This window comes from Streptomyces rugosispiralis (genome assembly GCF_024505145.1).
Classification (GTDB): Bacteria; Actinomycetota; Actinomycetes; order Streptomycetales; family Streptomycetaceae; genus Streptomyces; species Streptomyces rugosispiralis.
Genome location: NZ_JANIAA010000025.1, coordinates 114,923 through 136,606, shown reverse-complemented (window position 1 = coordinate 136,606; position 21,684 = coordinate 114,923). Strand labels below are relative to the sequence as shown.

At 72.5% G+C, this 21,684-nt stretch carries 14 protein-coding genes; 2 read left to right on the top strand and 12 right to left on the bottom strand.

Annotation, left to right across the window (positions count from 1 at the left end; translation table 11 throughout):
• Positions 1-391: 391 nt before the first annotated feature.
• A complete protein-coding gene (locus NP777_RS30235; RefSeq protein WP_256653343.1) occupies positions 392-1,009 on the bottom strand; it encodes a hypothetical protein in 618 nt (205 codons plus the stop codon).
• Between the two features lie 135 nt (positions 1,010-1,144).
• Complete coding sequence (ahcY, locus tag NP777_RS30230; protein ID WP_256653342.1) at positions 1,145-2,602, bottom strand: adenosylhomocysteinase; 1,458 nt, start codon at positions 2,600-2,602, stop codon at positions 1,145-1,147.
• Between the two features lie 598 nt (positions 2,603-3,200).
• Here ahcY and NP777_RS30225 point away from each other — a divergent pair.
• On the top strand, positions 3,201-5,378 hold the full coding sequence (locus NP777_RS30225) for a fructose-specific PTS transporter subunit EIIC (RefSeq protein ID WP_256653341.1): 2,178 nt from the start codon (positions 3,201-3,203) through the stop codon (positions 5,376-5,378).
• A 385-nt stretch (positions 5,379-5,763) separates the two neighbouring features.
• On the opposite strand, the gene NP777_RS30220 is transcribed toward NP777_RS30225, so the two are convergent.
• The 7 genes from NP777_RS30220 to NP777_RS30190 all read right to left on the bottom strand — a co-directional run bounded on the left by NP777_RS30220 (position 5,764) and on the right by NP777_RS30190 (position 14,451).
• Positions 5,764-6,687: a cation diffusion facilitator family transporter gene (locus NP777_RS30220; protein WP_256653340.1), complete on the bottom strand. Its 924-nt coding sequence runs from the start codon at positions 6,685-6,687 to the stop codon at positions 5,764-5,766.
• A 106-nt stretch (positions 6,688-6,793) separates the two neighbouring features.
• Positions 6,794-7,990 carry a mannose-6-phosphate isomerase, class I gene (manA, locus tag NP777_RS30215; RefSeq protein WP_256653339.1) on the bottom strand — a complete coding sequence of 399 codons (1,197 nt, stop codon included), beginning with the start codon at positions 7,988-7,990 and terminating at the stop codon, positions 6,794-6,796.
• Positions 7,991-8,093: 103 nt separating this feature from the next.
• Complete coding sequence (locus tag NP777_RS30210) at positions 8,094-9,410, bottom strand: SIS domain-containing protein (RefSeq protein WP_256653338.1); 1,317 nt, start codon at positions 9,408-9,410, stop codon at positions 8,094-8,096.
• A 100-nt stretch (positions 9,411-9,510) separates the two neighbouring features.
• The gene (locus tag NP777_RS30205) at positions 9,511-9,693 is read right to left on the bottom strand and encodes a Trm112 family protein (RefSeq protein ID WP_256653337.1); all 183 of its coding nucleotides are present in this window, start codon (positions 9,691-9,693) and stop codon (positions 9,511-9,513) included.
• An 867-nt stretch (positions 9,694-10,560) separates the two neighbouring features.
• Positions 10,561-11,919, bottom strand: coding sequence for a phosphomannomutase/phosphoglucomutase (locus NP777_RS30200; RefSeq protein ID WP_256653336.1), 1,359 nt, complete (start codon positions 11,917-11,919; stop codon positions 10,561-10,563).
• Positions 11,920-12,104: 185 nt separating this feature from the next.
• Entirely contained in the window at positions 12,105-13,721 is a 1,617-nt protein-coding gene (locus NP777_RS30195) for an L-lactate permease (protein WP_256653335.1), read from the bottom strand.
• A 280-nt stretch (positions 13,722-14,001) separates the two neighbouring features.
• Positions 14,002-14,451, bottom strand: a complete 450-nt coding sequence (locus NP777_RS30190) for a DUF3499 domain-containing protein (protein WP_138915324.1) — start codon at positions 14,449-14,451, stop codon at positions 14,002-14,004.
• Between the two features lie 340 nt (positions 14,452-14,791).
• Between NP777_RS30190 and NP777_RS30185 the strand changes: the two genes are divergently transcribed.
• Positions 14,792-15,211, top strand: a complete 420-nt coding sequence (locus NP777_RS30185) for a metallopeptidase family protein (RefSeq protein ID WP_308405255.1) — start codon at positions 14,792-14,794, stop codon at positions 15,209-15,211.
• A 247-nt stretch (positions 15,212-15,458) separates the two neighbouring features.
• Here the strand turns inward: NP777_RS30185 and NP777_RS30180 are convergent, their stop codons facing one another.
• From NP777_RS30180 to NP777_RS30170, 3 genes are all read right to left on the bottom strand, one after another.
• Complete coding sequence (locus tag NP777_RS30180) at positions 15,459-17,030, bottom strand: DUF5719 family protein (protein WP_256653333.1); 1,572 nt, start codon at positions 17,028-17,030, stop codon at positions 15,459-15,461.
• A complete protein-coding gene (locus NP777_RS30175) occupies positions 17,027-21,106 on the bottom strand; it encodes a glycosyltransferase (RefSeq protein WP_256653332.1) in 4,080 nt (1,359 codons plus the stop codon). Before NP777_RS30175 ends, NP777_RS30180 begins: the two co-directional genes overlap by 4 nt.
• Positions 21,107-21,414: 308 nt before the next feature.
• Positions 21,415-21,678: a WhiB family transcriptional regulator gene (locus NP777_RS30170; RefSeq protein ID WP_004952403.1), complete on the bottom strand. Its 264-nt coding sequence runs from the start codon at positions 21,676-21,678 to the stop codon at positions 21,415-21,417.
• Positions 21,679-21,684 lie beyond the last annotated feature (6 nt).

Genomic DNA, 21,684 nt, shown 5'->3' with positions numbered 1-21,684 from the left:
CGTTTCCGATCCGAATTCCGTTTCCGGTGGCCGTTGGAGGACCTTGCCTTTCGGCGTGTTTTCGACTTTAGCAGACGATCATCCGCCGAACCTAATCGGCTTCGCGTGACGCCTGCGGGTGTCAAAAGGTGCTCCGTTTGGATATCCATCCGTCTGCGGAGCGGTTCAAATGCGTTTTGGGGATGGGCAGACTCTGCTCACCACAACCGTTTAAACCTACCTCCCCGGACTACCTTGGTCAAGGACTCCGGGCAAGATTCTTTAGTACGGTCCGGCCGGAGCGTCTATGCACTCCTTCGCCGCGACCCTCCAACGTACGCACCGGTGCTCCACGGGTCAAGAGGTTCCCGAAAGTTTCTCAACGTCGCAGGTCAGATGGGTCGCGAGCTCATCAGGCCGCGAAGGACGACGGTGGGCTCTCCAGGTGCTCCAGCTCGATGCCGGGGGCGGCGAGCACCACGTCGCCGGCGATGTGGATCGTCCGGACCTCTCCGGTGTCCACCTCGCTGACCTGGTACTCGTCCACAATGAGCGGCCCGGTGTCGGTGGCGTGACCCGTTCTGTCGAGAAGTGCCCAGGACTGATCCAGGGTGAGGGGCGCGAGGACCGGATCGGTGAAGGCCACGAGGCGGACGCGGACGGCCCCGGCCCCCGGTTCCAGGCGTAGCAGCCGGGAGACGGCGACCAGGAAGGCCGGGGAGGCGCCGGTGAAGGAGTGGGCGCGGACATTGCCCTCGGTCGCGTGCTCCCCGGTGGGGTCCGTGCGGACCCAGGTGACGCCTTCCAGGGCGGCGCCCCTGACCTGCCAGCTCGACGCGTGCAGCTCCACCCTGAGCGGGCGGCCGAGTTCATCGAGGGTGAGGTCCACGGACCCGGTGTGATCGCCGGAGGGTGAGGTCCGCTGTGCGACATAGCGCCAGCCGCTGGGGCCGGGAGCGCATTGGAAGTGCTCCTCGCCCAGGGGGGCGTGATCGTGCGGGTCGTGGAGGGAGTAGCGGCCGCGGGGCATGGTGAGGTCCTTGACGAGCGTCGGGCCCGCCCGGCCGGGAGGCGCGGACGGGCCCTGGGGCCCCGCCGGGGCGGGGGCCGGGTCAGCGGCCGCCGACGGTGTGGTCGGCGGCGCCGGTGCGATCAGCGGATGCGATCAGTAGCGGTAGTGGTCGGGCTTGTACGGACCCTCCACCGGGACGCCGATGTAGGAGGCCTGCTCGGGCCGGAGCGTGGTCAGCTTGACCCCGAGCGCGTCCAGGTGGAGGCGGGCGACCTTCTCGTCCAGGTGCTTGGGGAGCACATAGACGTCGGTCGGGTACGACTCCGGCTTGGTGAAGAGCTCGATCTGGGCGATGGTCTGGTTCGCGAAGGAGTTGGACATCACGAACGACGGGTGACCGGTCGCGTTGCCGAGGTTCAGCAGACGGCCCTCGGAGAGCACGATGATCTTCTTGCCGTCGGCGAAGGTCCAGGTGTGGACCTGCGGCTTGACCTCGTCCTTCACGATGCCCGGGAGGGCGGCGAGCCCGGCCATGTCGATCTCGTTGTCGAAGTGGCCGATGTTCCCGACGATTGCCTGGTGCTTCATCTTGGCCATGTCCGAGGCCAGGATGATGTCCTTGTTGCCGGTCGTGGTGATGAAGATGTCGGCCGTCTCCACCACGTCGTCCAGGGTGGCGACCTGGTAGCCGTCCATCGCGGCCTGGAGCGCGCAGATCGGGTCGATCTCGGTGACGATCACCCGGGCGCCCTGGCCGCGCAGCGACTCGGCGCAGCCCTTACCGACGTCACCGTAGCCGCAGACGACCGCGACCTTGCCGCCGATCAGCACGTCGGTGGCGCGGTTGATGCCGTCGACCAGGGAGTGGCGGCAGCCGTACTTGTTGTCGAACTTGGACTTGGTGACCGCGTCGTTCACGTTGATCGCCGGGAAGAGCAGCGTGCCGTCCCGCTGCATCTCGTAGAGGCGGTGCACGCCGGTGGTGGTCTCCTCGGTGACCCCGCGGATCTCGGAGGCCAGCTGCGTCCACTTCTGCGGGCTCTCCGCGATGGTGCGGTTCAGCAGCTCGAGGATGACGCGGTGCTCGTCGTTCTCGGCGGTGGCGACGTCAGGGGCGGCGCCGGCCTTCTCGTACTCGACGCCCTTGTGGACGAGCAGGGTGGCGTCGCCACCGTCGTCCAGGATCATGTTGGGCCCGCCGGTGGGGGTGCCGGCCCAGGTCAGCGCCTGTTCCGTGCACCACCAGTACTCCTCCAGGGTCTCGCCCTTCCAGGCGAAGACCGGGATGCCCTGCGGGTTCTCCGGAGTGCCCTCGGGGCCGACGGCGATCGCGGCCGCAGCGTGGTCCTGAGTGGAGAAGATGTTGCAGGAGGCCCACCGGACCTGGGCGCCGAGGGCGGCCAGGGTCTCGATCAGCACGGCGGTCTGCACGGTCATGTGCAGCGAGCCGGTGATACGGGCGCCGGCCAGCGGCTGCTGCTCGGCGTACTCCTTACGGATCGCCATCAGGCCGGGCATCTCATGCTCGGCGAGGGTGATCTCCTTACGGCCGAAGGCAGCCAGGGAGAGGTCCGCGACCTTGAAGTCCTGACCGGAGACGGCTGTCGTCATGAGTGCTGCTCCTCCTCGATCGTGTGCGAGCGAGAGTGGTTCGGCTGGGCATGCGAGGCATCGGGCGGTGCCCCGTGACAACGGGCACACCTGTCCCCTTCTACCTCACAGTGCGCAGTCCGTCGGAGGCCCTCTCTCCCTCGGTCGGCCCGGGGTGCGGACCGCCCGACCGCCATCAGCAGCGACGTCTGGCTCGGTCACGAATCTACACCGATCGGCGGAGCGAACCCCAGCCCCCATCGGTCATCTTCGGCCGTACGGCTATGACCAGGGGTGATGAGTGCGCCGCTCGGGGGCGTCGGCCGCGCTGCTTCGAGGCGAGGGTCGCGCTGCTTCGGGGCCAGGGGCGCTGCGTGGGGGCCGGGAGCCCTGTGTGGGGGCCGGGGGCGCTGCGTGGGGGCCGGGGCGCTGCTTCGGGGCGCGCGGCCGTGCTGCCCCGGGGTCGGTGGTCGCGTCGTTCGGGGTCGGTGGTCGCGTCGCTTCCGGAGTCGGGGGTTCAGCCCGTCCCTTTGAACCCGGCCGGATGTATTGCACGATGCCGCGAGCGCGGGGACGCTGGCAGCTTCCCGCGCCCGCTCAACGCGTTAAGGAGAACCACGTGACCAGTCCAGCCGATCCCCCCAACGGTGCGGGGGCCAGCGGACCGGGGCTCAAGCTGCTCGCGGTGACCGCATGTCCCACGGGTATCGCCCATACCTATATGGCCGCTGAGAAGCTGGCCCAGGCGGCGGAGTCGCTCGGCCACAGCATGAAGGTGGAGACCCAAGGCTCGATCGGGGCCGAGAACGTACTGTCTGACAACGATGTCAGCGAGGCTGACGGCATCATCATCGCCGCCGACAAGGACGTCGACCGCAGTCGTTTCGTCGGTAAGAGGGTGCTTGTCGTCGGGGTCGCCGATGGCATTCACCGGCCGCAGCAGCTGATCGAGCAGGTGCTGGACGCGCCGGTGTACGAGGGCGACGGCTCTGGTGCCGGGCACGGTGCCTCGGGAGCGGCGGCTTCCGGGGGTGGTCAGAGCGGTGGTGGCGGCGGTAAGGGGCGCAGCGTCACCTATAAGGCGCTCATGAACGGTGTCTCGTACATGATCCCGTTCGTGGTGGTCGGCGGTCTGCTGATCGCGGTCTCGCTGGCCCTGGGCGGTGATACGACGTCCAAGGGCATCGTCATCCCCGACGACTCCTTCTGGAAGACGGTCAACGACATCGGGAGCATCGGCTTCGAGCTGATGATCCCGGCCCTGTCCGGCTATATCGCCTACGCCATCGCGGACCGGCCCGCGTTGGTGCCCGGCATGGTGGGCGGCTGGATCGCGGCCCACGGCGAGCTGTACGACAGCGAGGCGGGCGCCGGCTTCATCGGGGCGATCGTCACCGGCTTCCTGGCCGGCTATCTGGTGCTGTGGATCAAGCGGGTCAAGGTTCCGAAGTTCGTCCAGCCGATCATGCCCATCATCGTGATCCCGATCGTGGCGACGTCGGCGCTCGGCCTCTTCTTCATCTATGTCCTCGGCGAGCCGATCTCCTGGGTCTTCGAGCAGCTCACCGACTGGCTCGGCGGGCTGACCGGCACGAGTGCGGCGGTGCTCGGCATCATTCTCGGGCTGATGATCGCGTTCGACATGGGTGGTCCCGTCAACAAGACGGCGTTCCTGTTCGGTGCCGGGCTGGTGTCCAAGAACCCCGAGGTCATGGGGGCGTGTGCGGCGGCCATTCCGGTGCCGCCGCTGGGCCAGGGGCTGGCCACGCTGCTGCGCCGCCGGATGTTCGACGACCAGGAGCGGGAGACCGGGCTCGCGGCGCTCTTCATGGGCTTCTTCGGCATCACGGAGGGCGCTATCCCGTTCGCGGCGGCGCGTCCCGCGCGGGTCATTCCGGCGAACATGGTGGGCGGTGCGGTCGCCGGGGCGATAGCCGGGGTGGCGTCGGTCGAGGACAACGTGCCGCATGGAGGGCCGATTGTGGCGGTGCTCGGTGCGGTTGGTGGGGTGCCGATGTTCTTTGTCGCGGTGGTGGTGGGTACGGCGGTGACGGCGTTGGTGACGATCGCGTTGATGTCGGTTGGTGGGGGTGCTGTGGATTCGGGGAGCGCGGTGGGTGCGGAGGGCGCTGCGGGTGGCGTAAGGGCCCCCGCCGCCGGTGGTGCGGGTGCCGCCGGTGGTGGTTCCGGGGCGGCTTCGGTCGCGGCTGAGCCCGTCCTTGCCGGGGTGGGCGGCGGCGGCCGTACCGGGGAGTCGAATGGTGCTGCGGGTGCCCGTAAGGCGGTCGCTTCTCAGGGGGTGGCTGGCGAAGGCGGCGAGGCCGAGGCCGCTTCCGGGGGGCAGGTGCTGTCCGGGTATCTCACTGAGCAGACCGTGAAGGAGCGGTTGGCGGCCGACGGTAAGGATGCCGCGATCCGTGAGATGGCTGAGCTGCTGGCCGCTACGGGCAAGGTCGCGGATGCGGAGGAGCTGGTGCGGGCCGCGTTTGCCCGGGAGGACCAGGGCACGACCGGGCTCGGCGAGGAGATCGCGATTCCGCATGCCAAGACGGACGCGGTGACCGCTCCGGTCGTCGGCTTCGCGCGTTCCCCCGAGGGGATCGAGTGGGGTGCGCCGGATGGGACGAAGGCTCGGCTGGTCTTCATGATCGCGGTGCCGGAGGCGGATGCGGGGGATGAGCATCTGCGGATTCTGGCGTTGCTGTCGCGGAAGTTGATGGCTCCGGAGTTTCGGGAGCGGTTGTTGGGGGCGGGGGATGTGGGGGCGATTTTGGGGGTGCTCGGGGAGGTTGAGTAGGGCGGGGGTTGGGGGGTGGGCTTCTTCCCCACCCCTGCCCCTTCCCGATACCGGGGGCAAGCTCCCGGGCCCCCACCGGGGCTCCGCCCCGGGCCCCAGCTCAGACGCTCCGCCCGGGCCCCGGTTCGGGGTTCTGCCCCAGGGCTCCGGGCGGTCGGGGCTTGGCTCCGCTGTCCCCGTCCCGGCCCAGCCGACCCGGCCGTCTGTGCGGCGCACGTTGTCGGTGCCGAGGGGCGTTGGCGAGTGCGGGGCCGTGGCCGGTTTGTGCCCGCCCGGTCCGCCGGGCGGAACAGATGCCCGCAAACCGGGGTGATACGCGTCGGCCCTTCGAGCCCGAGATCTCGGGCTCGAAGGGCCGACGGCGGGGCGGCTCCGCCGGGGTCGCTCAGGCGGACGTTGAGGTTCGGAGGATGTCGGGTTCCAGGTAGATGACTCGGGCGATCGGGACTGCTTCGCGGATGCGGGCCTCCGCGGCGTCGATCGCGCGGGCGACCTCCGCTGCCGTGTCGTCGTGCTGGACCGCGATCTTGGCGGCGACCAGCAGTTCCTCGGGGCCGAGGTGGAGGGTGCGCATGTGGATCAGGCTGGTGACGGTGTCGCCGTCCACGACGGCTTCGCGGATCTTGGCGACCTCCGTGGCGTCGGCCGCCTCGCCAAGGAGCAGCGACTTGGTCTCGGCCGCGAGCACCAGGGCGATCAGCACCAGCAGTATGCCGATGCAGAGGGTGCCGATGCCGTCCCAGACGCCGTCGCCGGTCAGCATGGTGAGGCCGACGCCGCCGAGCGCGAGGACCAGGCCGACGAGGGCGCCGAAGTCCTCCAGGAGGACGACGGGGAGTTCGGGGGCCTTGGCGCGGCGGACGAACTGGGACCAGCTCAGCTTGCCGCGGATCTCGTTGGACTCCTTGATGGCCGTACGGAAGGAGAAACCCTCGGCGAGGATCGCGAAGACGAGCACCCCGACCGGCCAGTACCAGTGCTCCAGCTCATGGGGGTGCTGGATCTTCTCGTAGCCCTCGTACAGCGCGAAGACACCGCCGATGGTGAACAGCACGATGGAGACGAGGAAGCCGTAGATGTAGCGCTCGCGGCCGTAGCCGAAGGGGTGCTCGGGGGTGGCCTCGCGCTTGGCCCTCTTCCCACCGAGGAGCAGCAGCCCCTGATTGCCCGAGTCGGCGACCGAGTGCACGCCTTCGGCGAGCATCGACGACGAGCCGCTGAAGGCGAACGCCACGAACTTGGCTGCGGCGATAGCCAGGTTCGCGCCCAGCGCGGCAACAATCGCCTTGGTTCCGCCTGATGCACTCATATGTGCCGAATTTCCCTTCCGCTTACATGGCAGCTCATGGCGGCTTTGCCAGTGCTTTACCGCCTCACGGCGGGCCATTGTTCCAGCCCCTCGAGCGGGCCGTACCTCAGCCGGTCACTGTGGCCCTGAACACAGTGCCATCGCCGCTCAGGGCGGCCGCCTCGCCGGCCGGTACGAAGGCCGACTCCCCGCGCTTCAGCCGGAGTTCGCCGTCCGCGCCGCGCAGGGAGACCTCGCCCGAGGCGCACAACAGGATCTGCGGGCCGGTCGCCGGCAGCGGGCGGGGAGCGGCGCCGTCGGCCAGGACGTGGCGGGAGAGCCGGAACTCGTCGATCGGGGTGGTGTAGAGCTCCTCGCCGGAGGGGTCCGCCTCGGGCCGCAGCACGGCGGGGGCGGCGCTCTCGAAGCGGACGACGCGCAGCAGCTCGGGGACGTCCACGTGCTTGGGCGTCAGCCCGCAGCGCAGCACGTTGTCGGAGTTGGCCATGATCTCGACGCCCAGGCCGTCGAGATAGGCGTGCGGTACGCCGGCGCCGAGGTAGAGGGCCTCGCCGGGCTGGAGGGTCACGAAGTTGAGCAGCATCGCGGCGATCACACCGGGGTCGCCCGGGTAGTGCCGGGCGATGGAGGCGTACGCCGCGTACGCCGGGGCGTGCGGTCCGTCCTGCGCGCCGAGACGCTCGGCGGCGGCAGTCGCCGTCCTTACGGTCTCCGCCATCGCCTCCGGGTCGGCCGTGAGGACGGCGGTCAGCACCTCGCGCAGGGCGTGCGACTCCGGGTGGGCGTGCAGGATGTCGACGTACGGCTTGAGGGAGTCGACCTCGAGGGCGGCCAGCAGCTCGGCCGCCTCGTTCGGGTCGCGGAAGCCGCACAGCCCGTTGAACGGGGTGAGCGCGCATATCAGCTCGGGCTTGTGATTGGCGTCCTTGTAGTTGCGGTGCGGGGCGTCGGCCGGGACGCCGCGCTGCTCCTCGTCCGCGAAGCCCTCCTTGGCCTGCGTGAGGTCGGGGTGGACCTGGAGCGACAGCGGCGAGGCGGCGGCCAGCACCTTCAGCAGGAACGGCAGCCGGGGCCCGAAGAGGCTTACGGCGTCCGCGCCGAGCTCGCCCTCGGGGTCCGCGGCGATCACCTCGGAGAGCGCGACGGAGCCCGCTCCCCGGTCGACCCGGGACGGCGCCCCGGGGTGCGCCCCCATCCACATCTCGGCCTGCGGCTCCCCGGTCGGCCGGACGCCCAGCAGCTCCGGGATGGCGGTGGTGGAGCCCCAGGCGTAGGGGCGCACGGTGTTGACGAGGCGGTCCATGCGGTGCGGTTCCTGACTGTGCAGTGAGGGACGTGGGGCGGTTGGTGCGTGCCTTACGGCCTTGAGCACGGCCTTACGGTCGCACTCAAGGTCTATGACGGCCTCAAGTTCTATCCGGCGAAGCGAGCGCGAGGTAAACGGCGGCGAAATCCGTGATGGCGAGAAGTTCCGCGGCGCTCTCCAGTGGGGTGCCCTCGGCCGGTTCCAGCTCGCTGAACGCGGTCTCGTGCGCCAGCGCGAGCTCCCGGGCGGTCGGCACGGCCGAGATGGGGCCCACGGGCTCGTCGTGGAGCAGCACGATCCGGGCGCGGAGCGCCTCGGGCTCCTCCACCCGGTCGCGGAAGAAGTCTTCCGGGTCGGAGCCGCCCGCGAACGCCCCGGTCAGCAGCGTGCCATGCGCGGCGAGCGCCCCGGGGAGCTCGGCGACGAGCGCGGGGCGCCCGGCGAGCGCCGCGAGCAGCCCAGAGAAGCGCCGTCCGGTCGCGGCGGCGACCGGGCCCTCGGTCCACAGCAGCGGAAGCGCCCCGGCGAGTTCGGCCGCGAGCGTCTTGGCGGGGTTGGTGTAGGTGGCGATGGCCGGGCCGCAGCGCTCGGCGACCTGGTCGAGCCGGTCGGCCACCTGCTGCAGCGCGGTGGGCGGTGCGGACACCAGGCCGATCCGGTCGACCAGCAGGAGCAGCGGGGTGAGCAGGGCCCACAGCGTGCCGGGCAGCGCGGGGCCGGTCATCTCGTCGGGGGCGGTGCCGGGCGGCTCGACGGGCTGCGGGACGGAAGGCGTCCCGTACGGGGCGGGGGCGTCGCCCAGGGCGCCCTCGGCGAGGGCGGTGTCCTCGGGGCCGGGCACGCCGGACGCGCCGGACGCGTGCGGGTCCCCGCGGTACGGGTCGGTGGCGTACCCGCCGGTGGCGTACGGGGCCGAGCCGGACGGCGCCGTGGCCAGCGGCACCGTCAGGCCGCGGGCCTGGGCGACCGCGTCGGCCAGCGGGGACTGGCCCGGGGCGACCGAGACGATCGCGCAGCCGCGGCGGTACGCCTGCTCGACCAGGCGCGGAAGGCCCGGTTCCGTGCCGTCCGGGGTCGCGATGACCAGCAGGTCCAGCGGACCCGCCCAGCCGGGCAGCGTCCAGCGCAGGGCACCCGGCGCGGGGGCCACGCCCACGGGCATGATCAGGCTGACCGGGCAGTTGCCTCCGCTGAGCGCGCCGAGGAGGTCAGCGGTGCAGCTTCCGGCCGCCCCCGGGCCCGCGACCATGACGGCGCGCGGGCGCCCGTCCGGCTTGAGGTCGCCTATCCCGGCCTCGGCGGCGTGCCGGGCGGCGGTGCGGACGCGGGCGCCGGCCTCGGCGGCTCCGCGCAGCAGCCCGCGGGTATCGGCGCGGGCGAGGGCCTCGGGGGCGTCGAGGAGGGATTCGTCGAGCATCGTGCTTCGGCCTCCGATCGCCGTGGCGGGCGGTACGCGTGGGATCGCGCGGGGCTTACGCGTGGGACCGCGCGGGGCTGGGGCCCGGCGGGCCGCCGGGTCAGGCCGGGCGGCGCGCCTCGTCGACGAGCAGCACGGGGATGCCGTCCCGCACGGGGTACGCGAGACCGCACCCCTCGCCCGTGCACACCAGCTCGAGGGTCTCCGTGGACTGCTCCTCGCGCAGCGGGGCGTGGCACGCCGGGCAGGCGAGGATCTCCAGAAGACCGGCTTCGAGCGGCATGGGGTCGTCCCTTCGAGTATGGGTCCAGCCGGACAACGGTCCGGCGAGGTCAGCGTACCGCCGGGCGGGGCCGGGGCGCGGCCGGTGTACACCGAAGCCCGGGGACTCCCCCGGGCCCCCGCAGCGGTGTGGGTCGTGCACGGGCCTCCGTGCGGGCGCGGGGGCTTCTGTAAGGGCACGCGCGGCTGCGGGGGCCCGCAGCACGGCGGCCGTAACCTCCGCGGGGACGCCGCGGGCCTCCTACGGGCCCCGTAACGCGGGCGGCCGCAGAGACCGCACACGGCAGCCGTAGGACCCGCGGGCCTCCGCAAGGGCGCGCACGGCCGCGGGGCCACGCTCTGACGGCCGTATGGACGCCGCAGACCTCCCTTGAGGACGCGAGGACGAGCGCAAGGACGAGCGCAGGGGCCAAGCCGTGACGGCCGCAGAGGCGCGCGGGACAGCCGTAGGACCCACAGACGTCCGCAAGCACCGAGGACCCCGAAGGGCGCCATGGGGGCCTCCAGTAGGAGGCGGACGACCGCAGGGGCCGCGCGGGGATCTTCGCAAGGGCGCCGCGAACCTCCCGCAGGCGCCCGTAGGGCGCGGAGGGCCACAGCGTCCGCGCGGGCACCCCGCAGGGCCTGCGGGCCCGCAGAGAGCCCGGCAGGTCCTGGCAGAGAGCCCGGCAGGTCCTGCCCGAGGTGGCGGGCGGCTGCGCGCGGAGTCGCGTAAGGACATCGCTCGCGGGCCTGTATGGACGCCGCGGCCGTCGCCGCGTAGCCCTACGGTCGCGCGAGGACAGCCGTAAGGGCGTTGCGGGGCTCCCTACGGACGCGTCCGCCCCCCGCGGAAGGCGGACCGCCGCGTCGTCGGCCGCCTTGAGGGCTAGGCGCGGACGATGGAGAGGACCTCGTCGCGGACCTCGGCCGCCGTCTCCTCGTCTCGGGCCTCGACGTTCAGGCGGAGGAGGGGCTCGGTGTTGGAGGGGCGGAGGTTGAACCACCAGTTGGGGGTGGTGACCGTAAGGCCGTCGAGTTCGTCGAGTTCGGCGCCCTCGCGGCGCTCGTACGACGCCTTGACGGCCTCCATGCGCCCGGCCTGGTCGTCAACGGTGCTGTTGATCTCGCCGGAGGCCGCGTACCGGTCGTACTGGGCGACCAGGTCCGACAGCGGGCCCTTCTGGCCGCCGAGTGCGGCCAGGACGTGCAGGGCGGCCAGCATGCCGGTGTCGGCGTTCCAGAAGTCGCGGAAGTAGTAGTGGGCGGAGTGCTCGCCGCCGAAGATCGCGCCGGTGCGGGCCATCTCGGCCTTGATGAAGGAGTGGCCCACGCGGGTGCGGACGGGGGTGCCGCCGTTCTCCTTGACGACCTCGGGGACCGACCAGGAGGTGATGCAGTTGTGGATCACCGTCCCGCCCGGGTGCTTGGCCAGCTCGCGGGAGGCGACCAGGGCGGTGATGGCGGAGGGGGACACCGGCTCGCCGCGCCCGTCCACGACGAAGCAGCGGTCGGCGTCGCCGTCGAAGGCGAGCCCGATGTCGGCGCCGGTCTCCCGGACCCGGGCCTGCAGATCGACGATGTTCTTGGGGTCGAGCGGGTTGGCCTCGTGGTTGGGGAAGGTGCCGTCCAGCTCGAAGTAGAGGGCGTCGAGCTCGAGCGGGAGGCCCTCGAAGACGGTCGGGACGGTGTGGCCGCCCATGCCGTTGCCCGCGTCCACGACGACCTTCAGCGGCCGGATGGCGGTCAGGTCAACCAGCGAGCGCAGATGGGCGGCGTAGTCGTCGAGGACGTCCCGCTGGGTGATGGTGCCGGACTCGGCGGCGGGCTCGGGCGCGCCGCCGTCCGCCCAACCCTCCACCAGGGCGCGGATCTCGGCGAGCCCGCTGTCCTGGCCGATGGGGGCGGCGCCCGCGCGGCACATCTTGATGCCGTTGTACCGCGCGGGGTTGTGGCTGGCGGTGAACATCGCGCCGGGCAGGTTGAGATATCCGCTCGCGAAGTAGAGCTGATCGGTCGAGCACAGTCCGATCTCGGTCACATCCACCCCGAGCGAGGCGGCGCCGTGCGCGAAGGCCCGCGCCAGACCGGGCGAGGAGGGGCGCATGTCATGGCCGACGACGATCGCGTCCGCGTCGGTCACCCGGGCGAAGGCGGCGCCGAAGAGCCCGGCGAGCGGCTCGTCCCACTGGTCCGGGACCACACCGCGCACGTCGTACGCCTTCACGATCTGCGACAAGTCGGGCACAGCCAACCCCTTCTGGAGGTCCTGGTGGAGATGTCTCTACGGACGTCTCTGCGTACGTCCCTGCGGAGTACGTCCCTGCGGACCTCAAAACCTACCCGCAGGACCTGGGCCGGAACTGTGAGCCCCGTCGCGCGGCGTGCTGTCGGCCAACCTCGGCCGTCCGCCGCCGGTCGTCCCTGGCCGAATCACGGCAGCATCCAGCTGAGCAGGAACGACGATTGCGCGACGACGATCAGGCACATCACCAGCAGCAGCGCGAGGCTCCACGGCAGCACCTTACGGAGCAGATCGCCCTCACGCCCCTTCAGCCCGACCGCCGCACAGGCGATGGTGAGGTTCTGCGGGGAGATCATCTTGCCGAGGACCCCGCCCGAGCTGTTGGCGGCGGCCAGCAGATCCGGGGACAGCCCGGACTCACGGGCGGCGGTCACCTGGAGGGCGCCGAAGAGGGCGTTCGCGGAGGTGTCCGAGCCGGAGACCGCGACGCCGAACCAGCCCAGCACCGGGGAGAGGAAGGCCAGCCCGGCCCCGGCGGCCGCGACGAAGTGACCGATGGTGGCGGCCTGCCCGGAGAGATTCATGACATAGGCGAGCGCGAGCACCGAGGTGACCGTAAGGATCGCATGACGCAGTTCGCGCACCGTGGCCACCCACTCCCGCAGGGCGTCGGCAGCGGCCACCTTCAGCACGGCGGCGGTGGCCACCCCGGCCACCAGCACCAGGGTGCCACCGGTGGCGATCAGCGGCATCGAGAAGACATTGGCGCCCACCGCCTTTCCGTCGGGGTCGGCGACGTCCAGGAAGGGCCAGTCGAAGGTGCGGGTGGCCTTGGCCAGGAGGTCCTTGACCGGGCCGATCTGGGCGATGGAGAAGATCGCGACGATGAGCGCGTACGGGGCGTAGGCGCGCACCACCTCCCGGTGCGGGTCCTCGCGGTCCAGGTCGTCGCTGCGTACGCCGGTGAGCACGGCGGCGCGCACCGGCTCCTCGACGGGGCGCCGGGCGGCGGGCACGGCCATCAGCACGGCCGCGCCGACCAGTGCCGCCGCGATATCGGCGAGCTGGACGGAGAGGTAGTTGGAGACGGTGAACTGGGCGATGGCGAAGGCGACCCCACAGGCGAGCGCGGGCGCCCAGGTCTCGCGCAGCCCGCGCCGCCCGTCGACGAGCGCGACCAGCAGCAGCGGGACGACGAGGGCGAGCAGCGGGGTCTGGCGGCCCACGACGGAGGCCACGGAGTCCAGCGGCAGCCCGGTGACCTGAGCGAGCGTCACCACCGGGGTGGCCATGGCGCCGAAGGCGACCGGCGCGGTGTTGGCGACGAGCGCGACGACGGCGGCGCGCACCGGGTCGAAGCCGAGCGCCACGAGCATGACCGAGCAGATCGCCACCGGCGCGCCGAACCCGGCGAGCGCCTCCAGGAGCGCGCCGAAGCAGAAGGCGATGACGAGGGCCTGGACGCGGGGGTCGTCCGAGAGCCGGCCGAAGGAGCGGCGCAGCACGTCGAAATGGTCGGTGCGGACGGTCATCCGGTACACCCACAGGGCGTTGACGACGATCCACAGGATGGGGAAGAGGCCGAAGAGCGCCCCTTGGGCGGCGCTGGAGACGGTCTGGCCGACGGGCATCCCGTACGGGAGGCAGGCGACGAGGGCGGCGACGACGAGCCCTATGGGGCCCGCGTAGTGGGCGCGCATCCGCACCCCGCCGAGCAGGACGAGGACGGTGACGAGGGGAAGGGTGGCGACGAGGGCGGACAGGGAGAGTGAATCGGCGACGGGGTCCAACTGCTGCACGAACACACGGGCCTCCCGGCGTGGGCCATCCCTGGAAGGTCACATCCGTGATGCGGAAACGGAGGACCCTGGGGTGCAGGCATGGTCGTGTCCGCGCCAAGTCACAGTCAATGCTCCGTCAGCAAGTGATCCCGGGGAACGCCGCGGAACGCCACGGAACGCGGGAAGAACGCGGAACGCGGGAAGATCGCGGAACGCGGCAGGATCGCGGAACGCGGGAAGAACGCGGAGAAAGCGGGTCAGGGTGCGCGCGGAGGTCGCGGAAGATCGCCGGAGCGAGAGCCGGTCAGGACTCGGGCGACCGCAGGACCCGCAGATGGCCGCGGCGCGCGACCTCACGCGGGTCGCCCTCCCGGCCGCCGTGACCGCCCCCGGAGCCCCCGGAACCGGCCGCCGCCCCCGCCGCGCGCTCATGCGGGCGGGCGGCCTCGCGGACCGCGTTGGCCAGCGCCTCCAGATCGTCACCGCTGGGCCGGGGCGGACCGCTGTCGACGGCGAGCCGGACGACCTCCCAGCCGCGCGGTGCGGTCAGCCGCTCGGAGTGCTCCGAGCACAGGTCGTAGCAGTGGGGCTCGGCGTAGGTGGCGAGCGGCCCGAGAACGGCGGTCGAATCCGCATAGACGTACGTCAGCGTCGCGACGGCGGGGCGGCCGCAGGCGGTGCGCGAACAGCGACGTACAGGGCTCACGACGTTGGACGGTACCGCACTCTTGAGCGGGCCGCGACGACTCTCCACCAGCTCACTCCGCCGTGTCGTCCCGGTTCGCACCGTGCACCCGAAACGTGAACTTACTGGTTGACCAGCGTGGACCTCCGCCGAGGCCAGAACCGCCGACAACGAATCCGGTCAGCACTCGAACCGAGAGGGATCATCCTGGGCCAGAGAAGCGACTCAAGAGACGTCCGTTTTTGGACCCAAGCATGGCTGGAATGCTCATTTGGCGACATCCGGCATGGCTGTCCGGTAAGCGCATGAGGGTGGGTCGGCGACGGCTACCCTCGGAGTGATGACCAGGCCCGTACACCCCCATCAGTCCGAGCCGCGTCCCCGTCGTCGCGATCGCCACGGACGAGGTATGCGCGGCCCCATCGCGCCTCCCCAGGTGCCGCTCTCGGTCAGCCGCGCGGAGTCCTTCGTGGATCTTGTGCAGGACTCGGCGGAGCGGCTGGAGAGACGGTGGCCACAGCTGTCCGGGGTCGATTTCACGGTGCTCGAGGTGCCCACGTCGGGGCTCGGCGGCCCGGGGTCGGGCGGTGGCCCGGACGGGCACGGCGGGGCGGACGGCTGGGATGGCGAGTCCGTGCCGCTCGGGCGCTTCATCGCGGCCCGCGGGGACGCGCCGGACCGGATCGTGATCTACCGCCGCCCGGTCGAGATCCGGGCGAAGAACCGGGACGAGCGGGCGTTGCTGGTGCACGAGGTCGTGGTCGAGCAGGTGGCTGAGCTGCTGGGGCTGGCGCCGGAGTCCGTGGACCCGCGGTACGGGCAGGAGTAGGCCGCGGCGCGGTACGGGCGGGAGGCCGCGGCGCGGTACGGGCGGGAGTGGCGGGTACGCCGTGCGGCAGGGCCAAGAGGGGTTCGGCGGATCTTCGCGCCTGCGGCGGGCTGCTCCCCTCCCCGCCCCTTCCCGCAACTGGGGCTCCGCCCCAGACCCCCGCTCCTCAAACTCCCCCAGCCACCGCTGGGAGGTGCCCCCTGGAGGGGCTGGAAGGCGGGGAGGGGGAAAGAGGCCCCGCCCCGCCCTAGTCGTCGTTGAGCAGGGACAGGTCCTGGTCCGCCTCGGGCACCGCGACCGTGCCCCGGTCGTCCGGTAGCGACTGGATCGTGAACATCGGCACCCCGCCCTCCGACAGTGCCAGCATCCGCGAGGCGTGCACCGGGCCGCCGGAGAGTCGCTCGACCGTCACCGCGTACGGGCCCTTGCCCGAGGCCGGGCGCGGTGGTTCCAGGGCCTTGGTGGTGCCGCCCTTGAGCTCGTAGGTCTTGCTGACCGGGCTGCCGCCCCCGGCGCCCGCCGAGGCGGTGACGCGCACCTTGGCGGACGCGCGCGGCGCCACCAGGGAGAGCGTGGAGCCCTTGGTGCGGTTGTCGGCCGCGGTGGCGCTCCGCTCGATCGCGGCGGTCGCGGGGATGAACGCCGTCTCCTGGTCGCTGCCCTTGCCCCGGGTCACCTGGAGCGCGGCCACGACCGGTGTGGCCGGGCCGTCGCCGCCCTCGGGGGTGAGCAGCAGCGAGCCGGGCTCGCCCTTGGTCACGTCGCCGAGGTCGATCGCGGCCGTCATCCCGCTCTTGACGTGCAGCGACTCATGTCCGGCCGGGGTGATCGCGTTGTTCGGCCCGGCCAGCCGCACCTTGAGGTCCGCGTCGTCGGACCCGGGCGCGAAGACGACCAGGCGGGCCGAGGTGGCGTCCTTGGGGATGCCGGGGATCGCGACGCTCGTCGAGGGCACGGCGGAGGCCGGGAGCCAGTCGCCGCCCGCCTTCTGGTCCACGGCCTGCACGGCCGCCCCGATCCGGCCGGTGCGGGAGGTCACATGGAGCGAGGCACTGGCCGCCCGCTGGTCGGTGAGGGTCGAGAGCAGGACCGGGACCGTGGAGCGGGGCGGGACGGTGATCGCTTCGTCGGTGGAGGGCTTCAGCCGGCCGCTCGGACCGTAGAGCTTCAGGTCCACCTCGGCCGCGACGTCGTCCGGGTTCGTCAGATGCACGAAGTCCTGGCGGTTCCGGTCGGTGCTGACGCCGGGGAACCAGAAGTCCGTGTCGGGCGCGGTGCACGCGGTGCCCAGGAGGCCGCGCCCGCTGCCCGCGTCGATCGTGGTGGTCTGCTGGACGGTCCAGCCGGGCGCGAAGCGGCCGTCGGCGGTGCCGATGAGCGCGGGCGCGCCCGCGCTGCTCTCCTCGGTGGTGACGGGCTTGCCGGGCTCCTTCAGGGGCAGCACGGGCTTGTCGCCCCCGGGGGCCGTCTGGCCGCCCTTCCCGCCGTCCTTACCGTTCTTGCCGTCGTCCTTACCGCCGTCGCCGCCGCCGGGATCCGTCGTGTCGTCAGCGGGGTTCTGGGCGGGCAGCAGTTCGGCGGTGCCGTCCTTGGCGTCCGCGCCGTCCCGCTTGGGCGTGTACGCGGTGTAGGTGGTGCTGCTCACGTCCGAGGAGGAGGGCGTCGGGCACAGCAGCGTCGAGCGCTGCACGGGCAGCCGGGTGGCGGCCTTCGCGGAAGCGTCCGCGTCGTCGGGGGAGCCCCCGGTGAGGGCCGCGACACCGGTGACGGCGGCCAGCGCCGTGGCGGCGCCGATCAGGGACAGGGTGGTGCGGTTCATCGCTGCTGATCGCTCCCGTCGCGGCGGTCCTCGGGGTCGGCGCCGCCGTACGTCGTGTCGCCCTGCTGGGGGTACCCGCCGTCGGCATAGGGCTGCTGCTGGTCGTAGCCGTAAGGGTCGGCGTACTGGCCGCCCGCGTACGGGTCCGCCGGGTACTGGCCCTCCTGGTAGCCGGCCGGATGGCCGGTGTCCCGATAACCGCCCTGGTAGTCACCGGCCGGGTACTGGCCGGTGGAGTACTGACCCGCGTAGCCCTCGCCCTGGTACTGCTCGCCCTGGTACTGCTCCCCCGCGTACTGCTCGCCCTGGTACTGACCGGCCGGGTACTGGCCGTATCCGGCGTCGGCGTACGTCTGGGCGTCCCACTGCTGCCCGTACTGCTGCTGGTGCGGCACCGCCGCGTACGGGTCACCGGCGGCCGTCTGGTCGCCGTAAGGGTCGTTCGTCATCGCGTTGTCGCCGTAAGGGCCGCCCATGGCGGTCGGCTGCAGCGGCGGCTCCCCCTGCATCGGCGGTTCACCCTGCATCGGCGGTTCACCCTGCATGGGCGGTTCACCCGGCTGCGGGGGAATGTCGCCCGGCTGGCCGGGCATCGCGTTCGCGGCGGCCGGGTCCGTCTCCGGCCGCCCCTTGGCGCCCCCGTCCTGCGCCGCCTGCGCCTCCGCCGCGGCCCGCAGCCGCCGCGCCCGGCGGCCATCGCCCGCCAGGTCCTCGGCGGTGACGGCGGCGGCCGCGCCCTCCGCGTCCGGCATGTCGTCGTCGACGTTACGGCGGCGGCCCGGCAGCGCGAGCACCAGCAGCACGACCGCGAGCAGCCCCTGCGCCCACACCCATGCGGTGTGGGTGATGGGCGTGTCGTACGTGAGGTCCAACCGGCCGCCGTTCGCCGGGAGTTCGAAGCCCTGCGCCCAGCCGTCGACCGTCCTCGGCTTCAGCGGCTTGCCGTCGAGCGTGGCCTGCCAGTCGGGCGCGGACCGGTCGGCGATCCGCAGCACCCGCCCGGCCGTGCCGTCCGGGACCGTGGTGTGCGCCTCGACGGGGCCGGACGCCACGGGCACCGGCTTGGCCGCGGCGCCGCCCGCCGGGCGGCCCGAGGACTCGGCCGGGACGATGGAGACCCGCGAGACCCGCTGGTCGACCCGCCACAACACGCCGCCGTGCTCCCGGCTGAGCTGGGTGAGGCCCGGGGTCGCGTTCAGCACCCGCTCCATCTCGGGCGGCGCGCCCTTCTGGACGTAGACGTAGCGCACCGCGTAGCCGCCGAGCTGACGGGTCTGGTCGGCGCCGGAGCCCGCGATCAGATTGGCCACGACGCCGTCGAGCCGGGTGTCGGAGCCGCCGGCGGCCGCGAGTTCGCCGTCGCCGAGCCGGGCCCCGGAGCCGCGCACCAGGGCGTAGTCGGCGTGGGCGGCGCCGCTGTCGCCGCCGAGCACCAGGGTGCGGGCCTGGTCCTCGGTGGCGCTCTCGGCCGCCACGAAGGCCGGGACCTGCGAGGGGTCGCGCCGCCCGACCGGGCCGTCCGCGCCGCCCGTCATCCAGGTGACGGCGGCGTACAGCGGCGCGGCGACCGTGGCGACCGCGATCAGCAGCGCCACCGGCTGGCGCCAGCCGAAGCTCTGCGCCGCCACCCGCTCCCGCGCGTCCTCGGCGCCGACCACGGCGGCGGTCAGCAGCGCCAGGCCGTAGACGAGGGTCGCGGGCCCGGCCCAGCCGGAACCGCTCGTGAGCGCCGCGAAGAGGAAGCCGGTGAGCGCCACGGCCCACGCGGTGCGCACCACGGTCTGCCGCTCCCCGCGCATCAGGGCGGCGAGCGCGGCCAGGACGAAGCCGAGCAGCAGCAGCGTGCCGCCGCCGTTGGGGCCGCCGGGGCTGAGCGCGAGCAGGTCCAGGGCGGACGCGGAGCCGGCGGCGCGGTCCAGCCCGGCCTCCTTGAGGAGGCGGGCCGGGTCGGTGACGAGCTCCAGCGACCAGGGGGCGAGCACGACGAGCGGGGTGACGGCCAGGCTCAGGAACCGCAGCCCGTACCCCATGAGCTGCTCGGTGCCGCTCTGCCGTTGACGCAGCACGAGCACGCCGACGCCCAGGAGGAGCGCCATCGGCCAGACGACCGGGGTGAACGCCATGGTGAACGTCAGCAGCAGCGCGTACGCCCACGTCGCCCGCCAGCTCGGCAGCCGCGTCCCGTTGCCGGTGAAGCCGGTCGCGGCGGCCGCCGCGCGGGCCATCAGCGGCAGCAGTATGGCGAGCACGGCGGTGCCGAGCCGCCCGCCCGCGAGGGCCCCGGTCGCGGCCGGGAGGAAGGCGTACGCGACGCTGCCCCAGGCGCGCAGCAGCCGGGACTCGACCAGCGGCCGGGAGGCGAAGTACGCGATGAACCCGGCCAGCGGCACCGAACACACCAGCAACAGGGTCAGCGTGAAGCCCGTGGAGCCCAGGAAGACCGTGGCCAGCGAGGCCAGGGCGGCCAGATACGGCGGCGCGGACTGGGTGCCGCCGGTGCCGACCGGATGCCAGCCGTCCACATAGCTCGACCACAGCTCGGAGACATGGGCGGGCGCGGGCAGCAGGGCGCCGCCCGCGAGGGCGCCGGCGCCCAGCAGATCCCGGCAGGCGACCAGCGAGACCACCAGCAGCACCAGGAAGAGCATCGGGCCGGGCTTGCGCGCGATCCGCTTGAGCCGGGCGAACTGCTCGATCTCCAGGAAGTCGGCGTCGTCGCCGCCGGGCCCGGACTCGACCGCGCCGTGCCGCCCGCCGGAGGACAGCTCGGGCTCGGAACGGCCGCCAATATTGCTGGCGACTTGCTCCACCGTCGCCCTTACGGTCGCGCCGGGCGGCGGGAACAGCGGCCGCAGCTCGCTCGGCTCCGTCTCGGGACGGCCTCTGCGCTTACGGGCGGCGAGGATCCGCCCCGGCCGCAGCAGGACGCCGAAGAGACCGGCGACCTCGTCCAGGGCCTGCCCCGGCACCTTGCCCACGAGATAGGCCAGGGTGCGCAGCAGCGTGCCGAACAGGAGCCGCAGCATCACATAGGGCAGCAGCGCGCCCCGGGTGTTGACCAGCAGGGTGTAGACGGCGCCCGCCTTGTCCACGCGGTGCGGCGACGAACGGCGCGACGCGAAGCGTCTCCGTGGGGGGTGGTGGTCGGGTGACGGGTGGGCGACGGAGCGCCCCACGCAGTCGATGGGCCGCCGCTCGCGCGCGGACGCCTCCGCGTGCCGCAGTACGGCGTCCGGGGCCACCAGCACCTGGTGCCCGGCCGCCTGGGCGCGCCAGCACAGGTCGACGTCGTCGCGCATCAGGGGCAGCCGGGAGTCGAAACCGCCCAGCTGTTCCCACACATCGCGGCGCACCAGCATGCCCGCGCTGGACACCGACAGCACCGGGCGCACCTGGTCGTGCTGGCCCTGGTCCTGCTCGCGCCGCTCCAGGCCGGTCCAGCGGCGGCCACTGCGGGCGATGCTGACGCCGACTTCGAGCAACTGCCGGCGGTCGTACCAGCCGCGCAGCTTGGGTCCGACGATCGCGGGCTCGCGGTTGGCGGTGAACTCGGCGTCGACCACCCGCAGCAGCTCGGCCAGGGCGTCGGGCTCGGGCGCGCAGTCGTCGTGCAGCAGCCACAGCCACTGGACGGGCTCGCCGTGCGGCAGCTCCGGCATGTCGTACGCGTCGTCGCGCCAGGTGCGGTTGACGGGGTCCCAGCCGCTGGGGCGCTTGAGGTAGGTGAGCTCCTCGGGGCCCAGCACCGGGGCCGTACGGACCGCTTCGGCGACGGCCGTGCCGAAGCCGCTGCGGCGCGCCATGTGCAGCACCCGCTCCTCGCCGAGGGTCTCGGTGAGCAGCCGGGCGGAGTCGTCGGCGCTGCCGGTGTCGGCCGCGACGACGCTCTGGACCGGGCGCTCCTGGCCGAGCAGACCGGACAGCGCGTCGGGCAGCCAGCGGGCGCCGTCGTGGGCGACCAGTACGGCGGTGACGACATGACGCGGATAGGCCGGTGTCTGACCCGGTTCGTGAGCGGGCGCAAACGCGGCGGTGGCGGCCGGATATTGGGCCGCCGGGTGGCTGTGCACGGACATCGAGGTACGGGCCCCGGTTCGCTGGACTGCGGTGGACGCGTGCACCCCATGGGGCGTTGGAGCGTCTCGGACGGGGCCCCACACTAACGGCTGTGCATGCGGCCGGTCCGCCTCCCGTCGCCATGGGCTCGGGGGCGGACCGGTCGCGGTGGCTCACTCCGCCGCGAACTGTGCGGATATGTCAGCGCGGGTCATGCGGTCCTGCCAGGTCCGACGGGTCCGACGGCCCTGACGACGGGCCCGGCGGATCCGGTGAATCCGGCGGACCTCGGACGCCGTGGGTCGGACGGCGGCTCGAACGCCGTGGGTCAGACGGCGGCCTTCTTCAGGCGGCGGCGCTCGCGCTCCGAGAGACCGCCCCAGATCCCGAAGCGCTCGTCGTTGGCGAGGGCGTACTCGAGGCACTCGGAACGGACCTCGCAGGCGAGGCAGACCTTCTTCGCCTCACGGGTGGATCCGCCCTTTTCCGGGAAGAACGACTCGGGATCGGTCTGGGCGCACAGTGCGCGCTCCTGCCAACCGAGCTCCTCGTCCGCCTCTTCGACCAGCAGTTGCTGGAACAACTCGGTCATGTGCGC

Bases quoted from the DNA above. Each gene is read 5' to 3' on its own strand.
- NP777_RS30210 (WP_256653338.1), bottom strand. From the start codon at position 9,410: ATGCTCGACGAATCCCTCCTCGACGCCCCCGAGGCCCTCGCCCGCGCC.
- NP777_RS30185 (WP_308405255.1), top strand. From the start codon at position 14,792: ATGCGCGGCCCCATCGCGCCTCCCCAGGTGCCGCTCTCGGTCAGCCGC.
- NP777_RS30220 (WP_256653340.1), bottom strand. From the start codon at position 6,687: ATGAGTGCATCAGGCGGAACCAAGGCGATTGTTGCCGCGCTGGGCGCG.
- NP777_RS30170 (WP_004952403.1), bottom strand. From the start codon at position 21,678: ATGACCGAGTTGTTCCAGCAACTGCTGGTCGAAGAGGCGGACGAGGAG.
- NP777_RS30235 (WP_256653343.1), bottom strand. From the start codon at position 1,009: ATGCCCCGCGGCCGCTACTCCCTCCACGACCCGCACGATCACGCCCCC.
- ahcY (WP_256653342.1), bottom strand. From the start codon at position 2,602: ATGACGACAGCCGTCTCCGGTCAGGACTTCAAGGTCGCGGACCTCTCC.
- manA (WP_256653339.1), bottom strand. From the start codon at position 7,990: ATGGACCGCCTCGTCAACACCGTGCGCCCCTACGCCTGGGGCTCCACC.
- NP777_RS30180 (WP_256653333.1), bottom strand. From the start codon at position 17,030: ATGAACCGCACCACCCTGTCCCTGATCGGCGCCGCCACGGCGCTGGCC.
- NP777_RS30175 (WP_256653332.1), bottom strand. From the start codon at position 21,106: ATGTCCGTGCACAGCCACCCGGCGGCCCAATATCCGGCCGCCACCGCC.
- NP777_RS30205 (WP_256653337.1), bottom strand. From the start codon at position 9,693: ATGCCGCTCGAAGCCGGTCTTCTGGAGATCCTCGCCTGCCCGGCGTGC.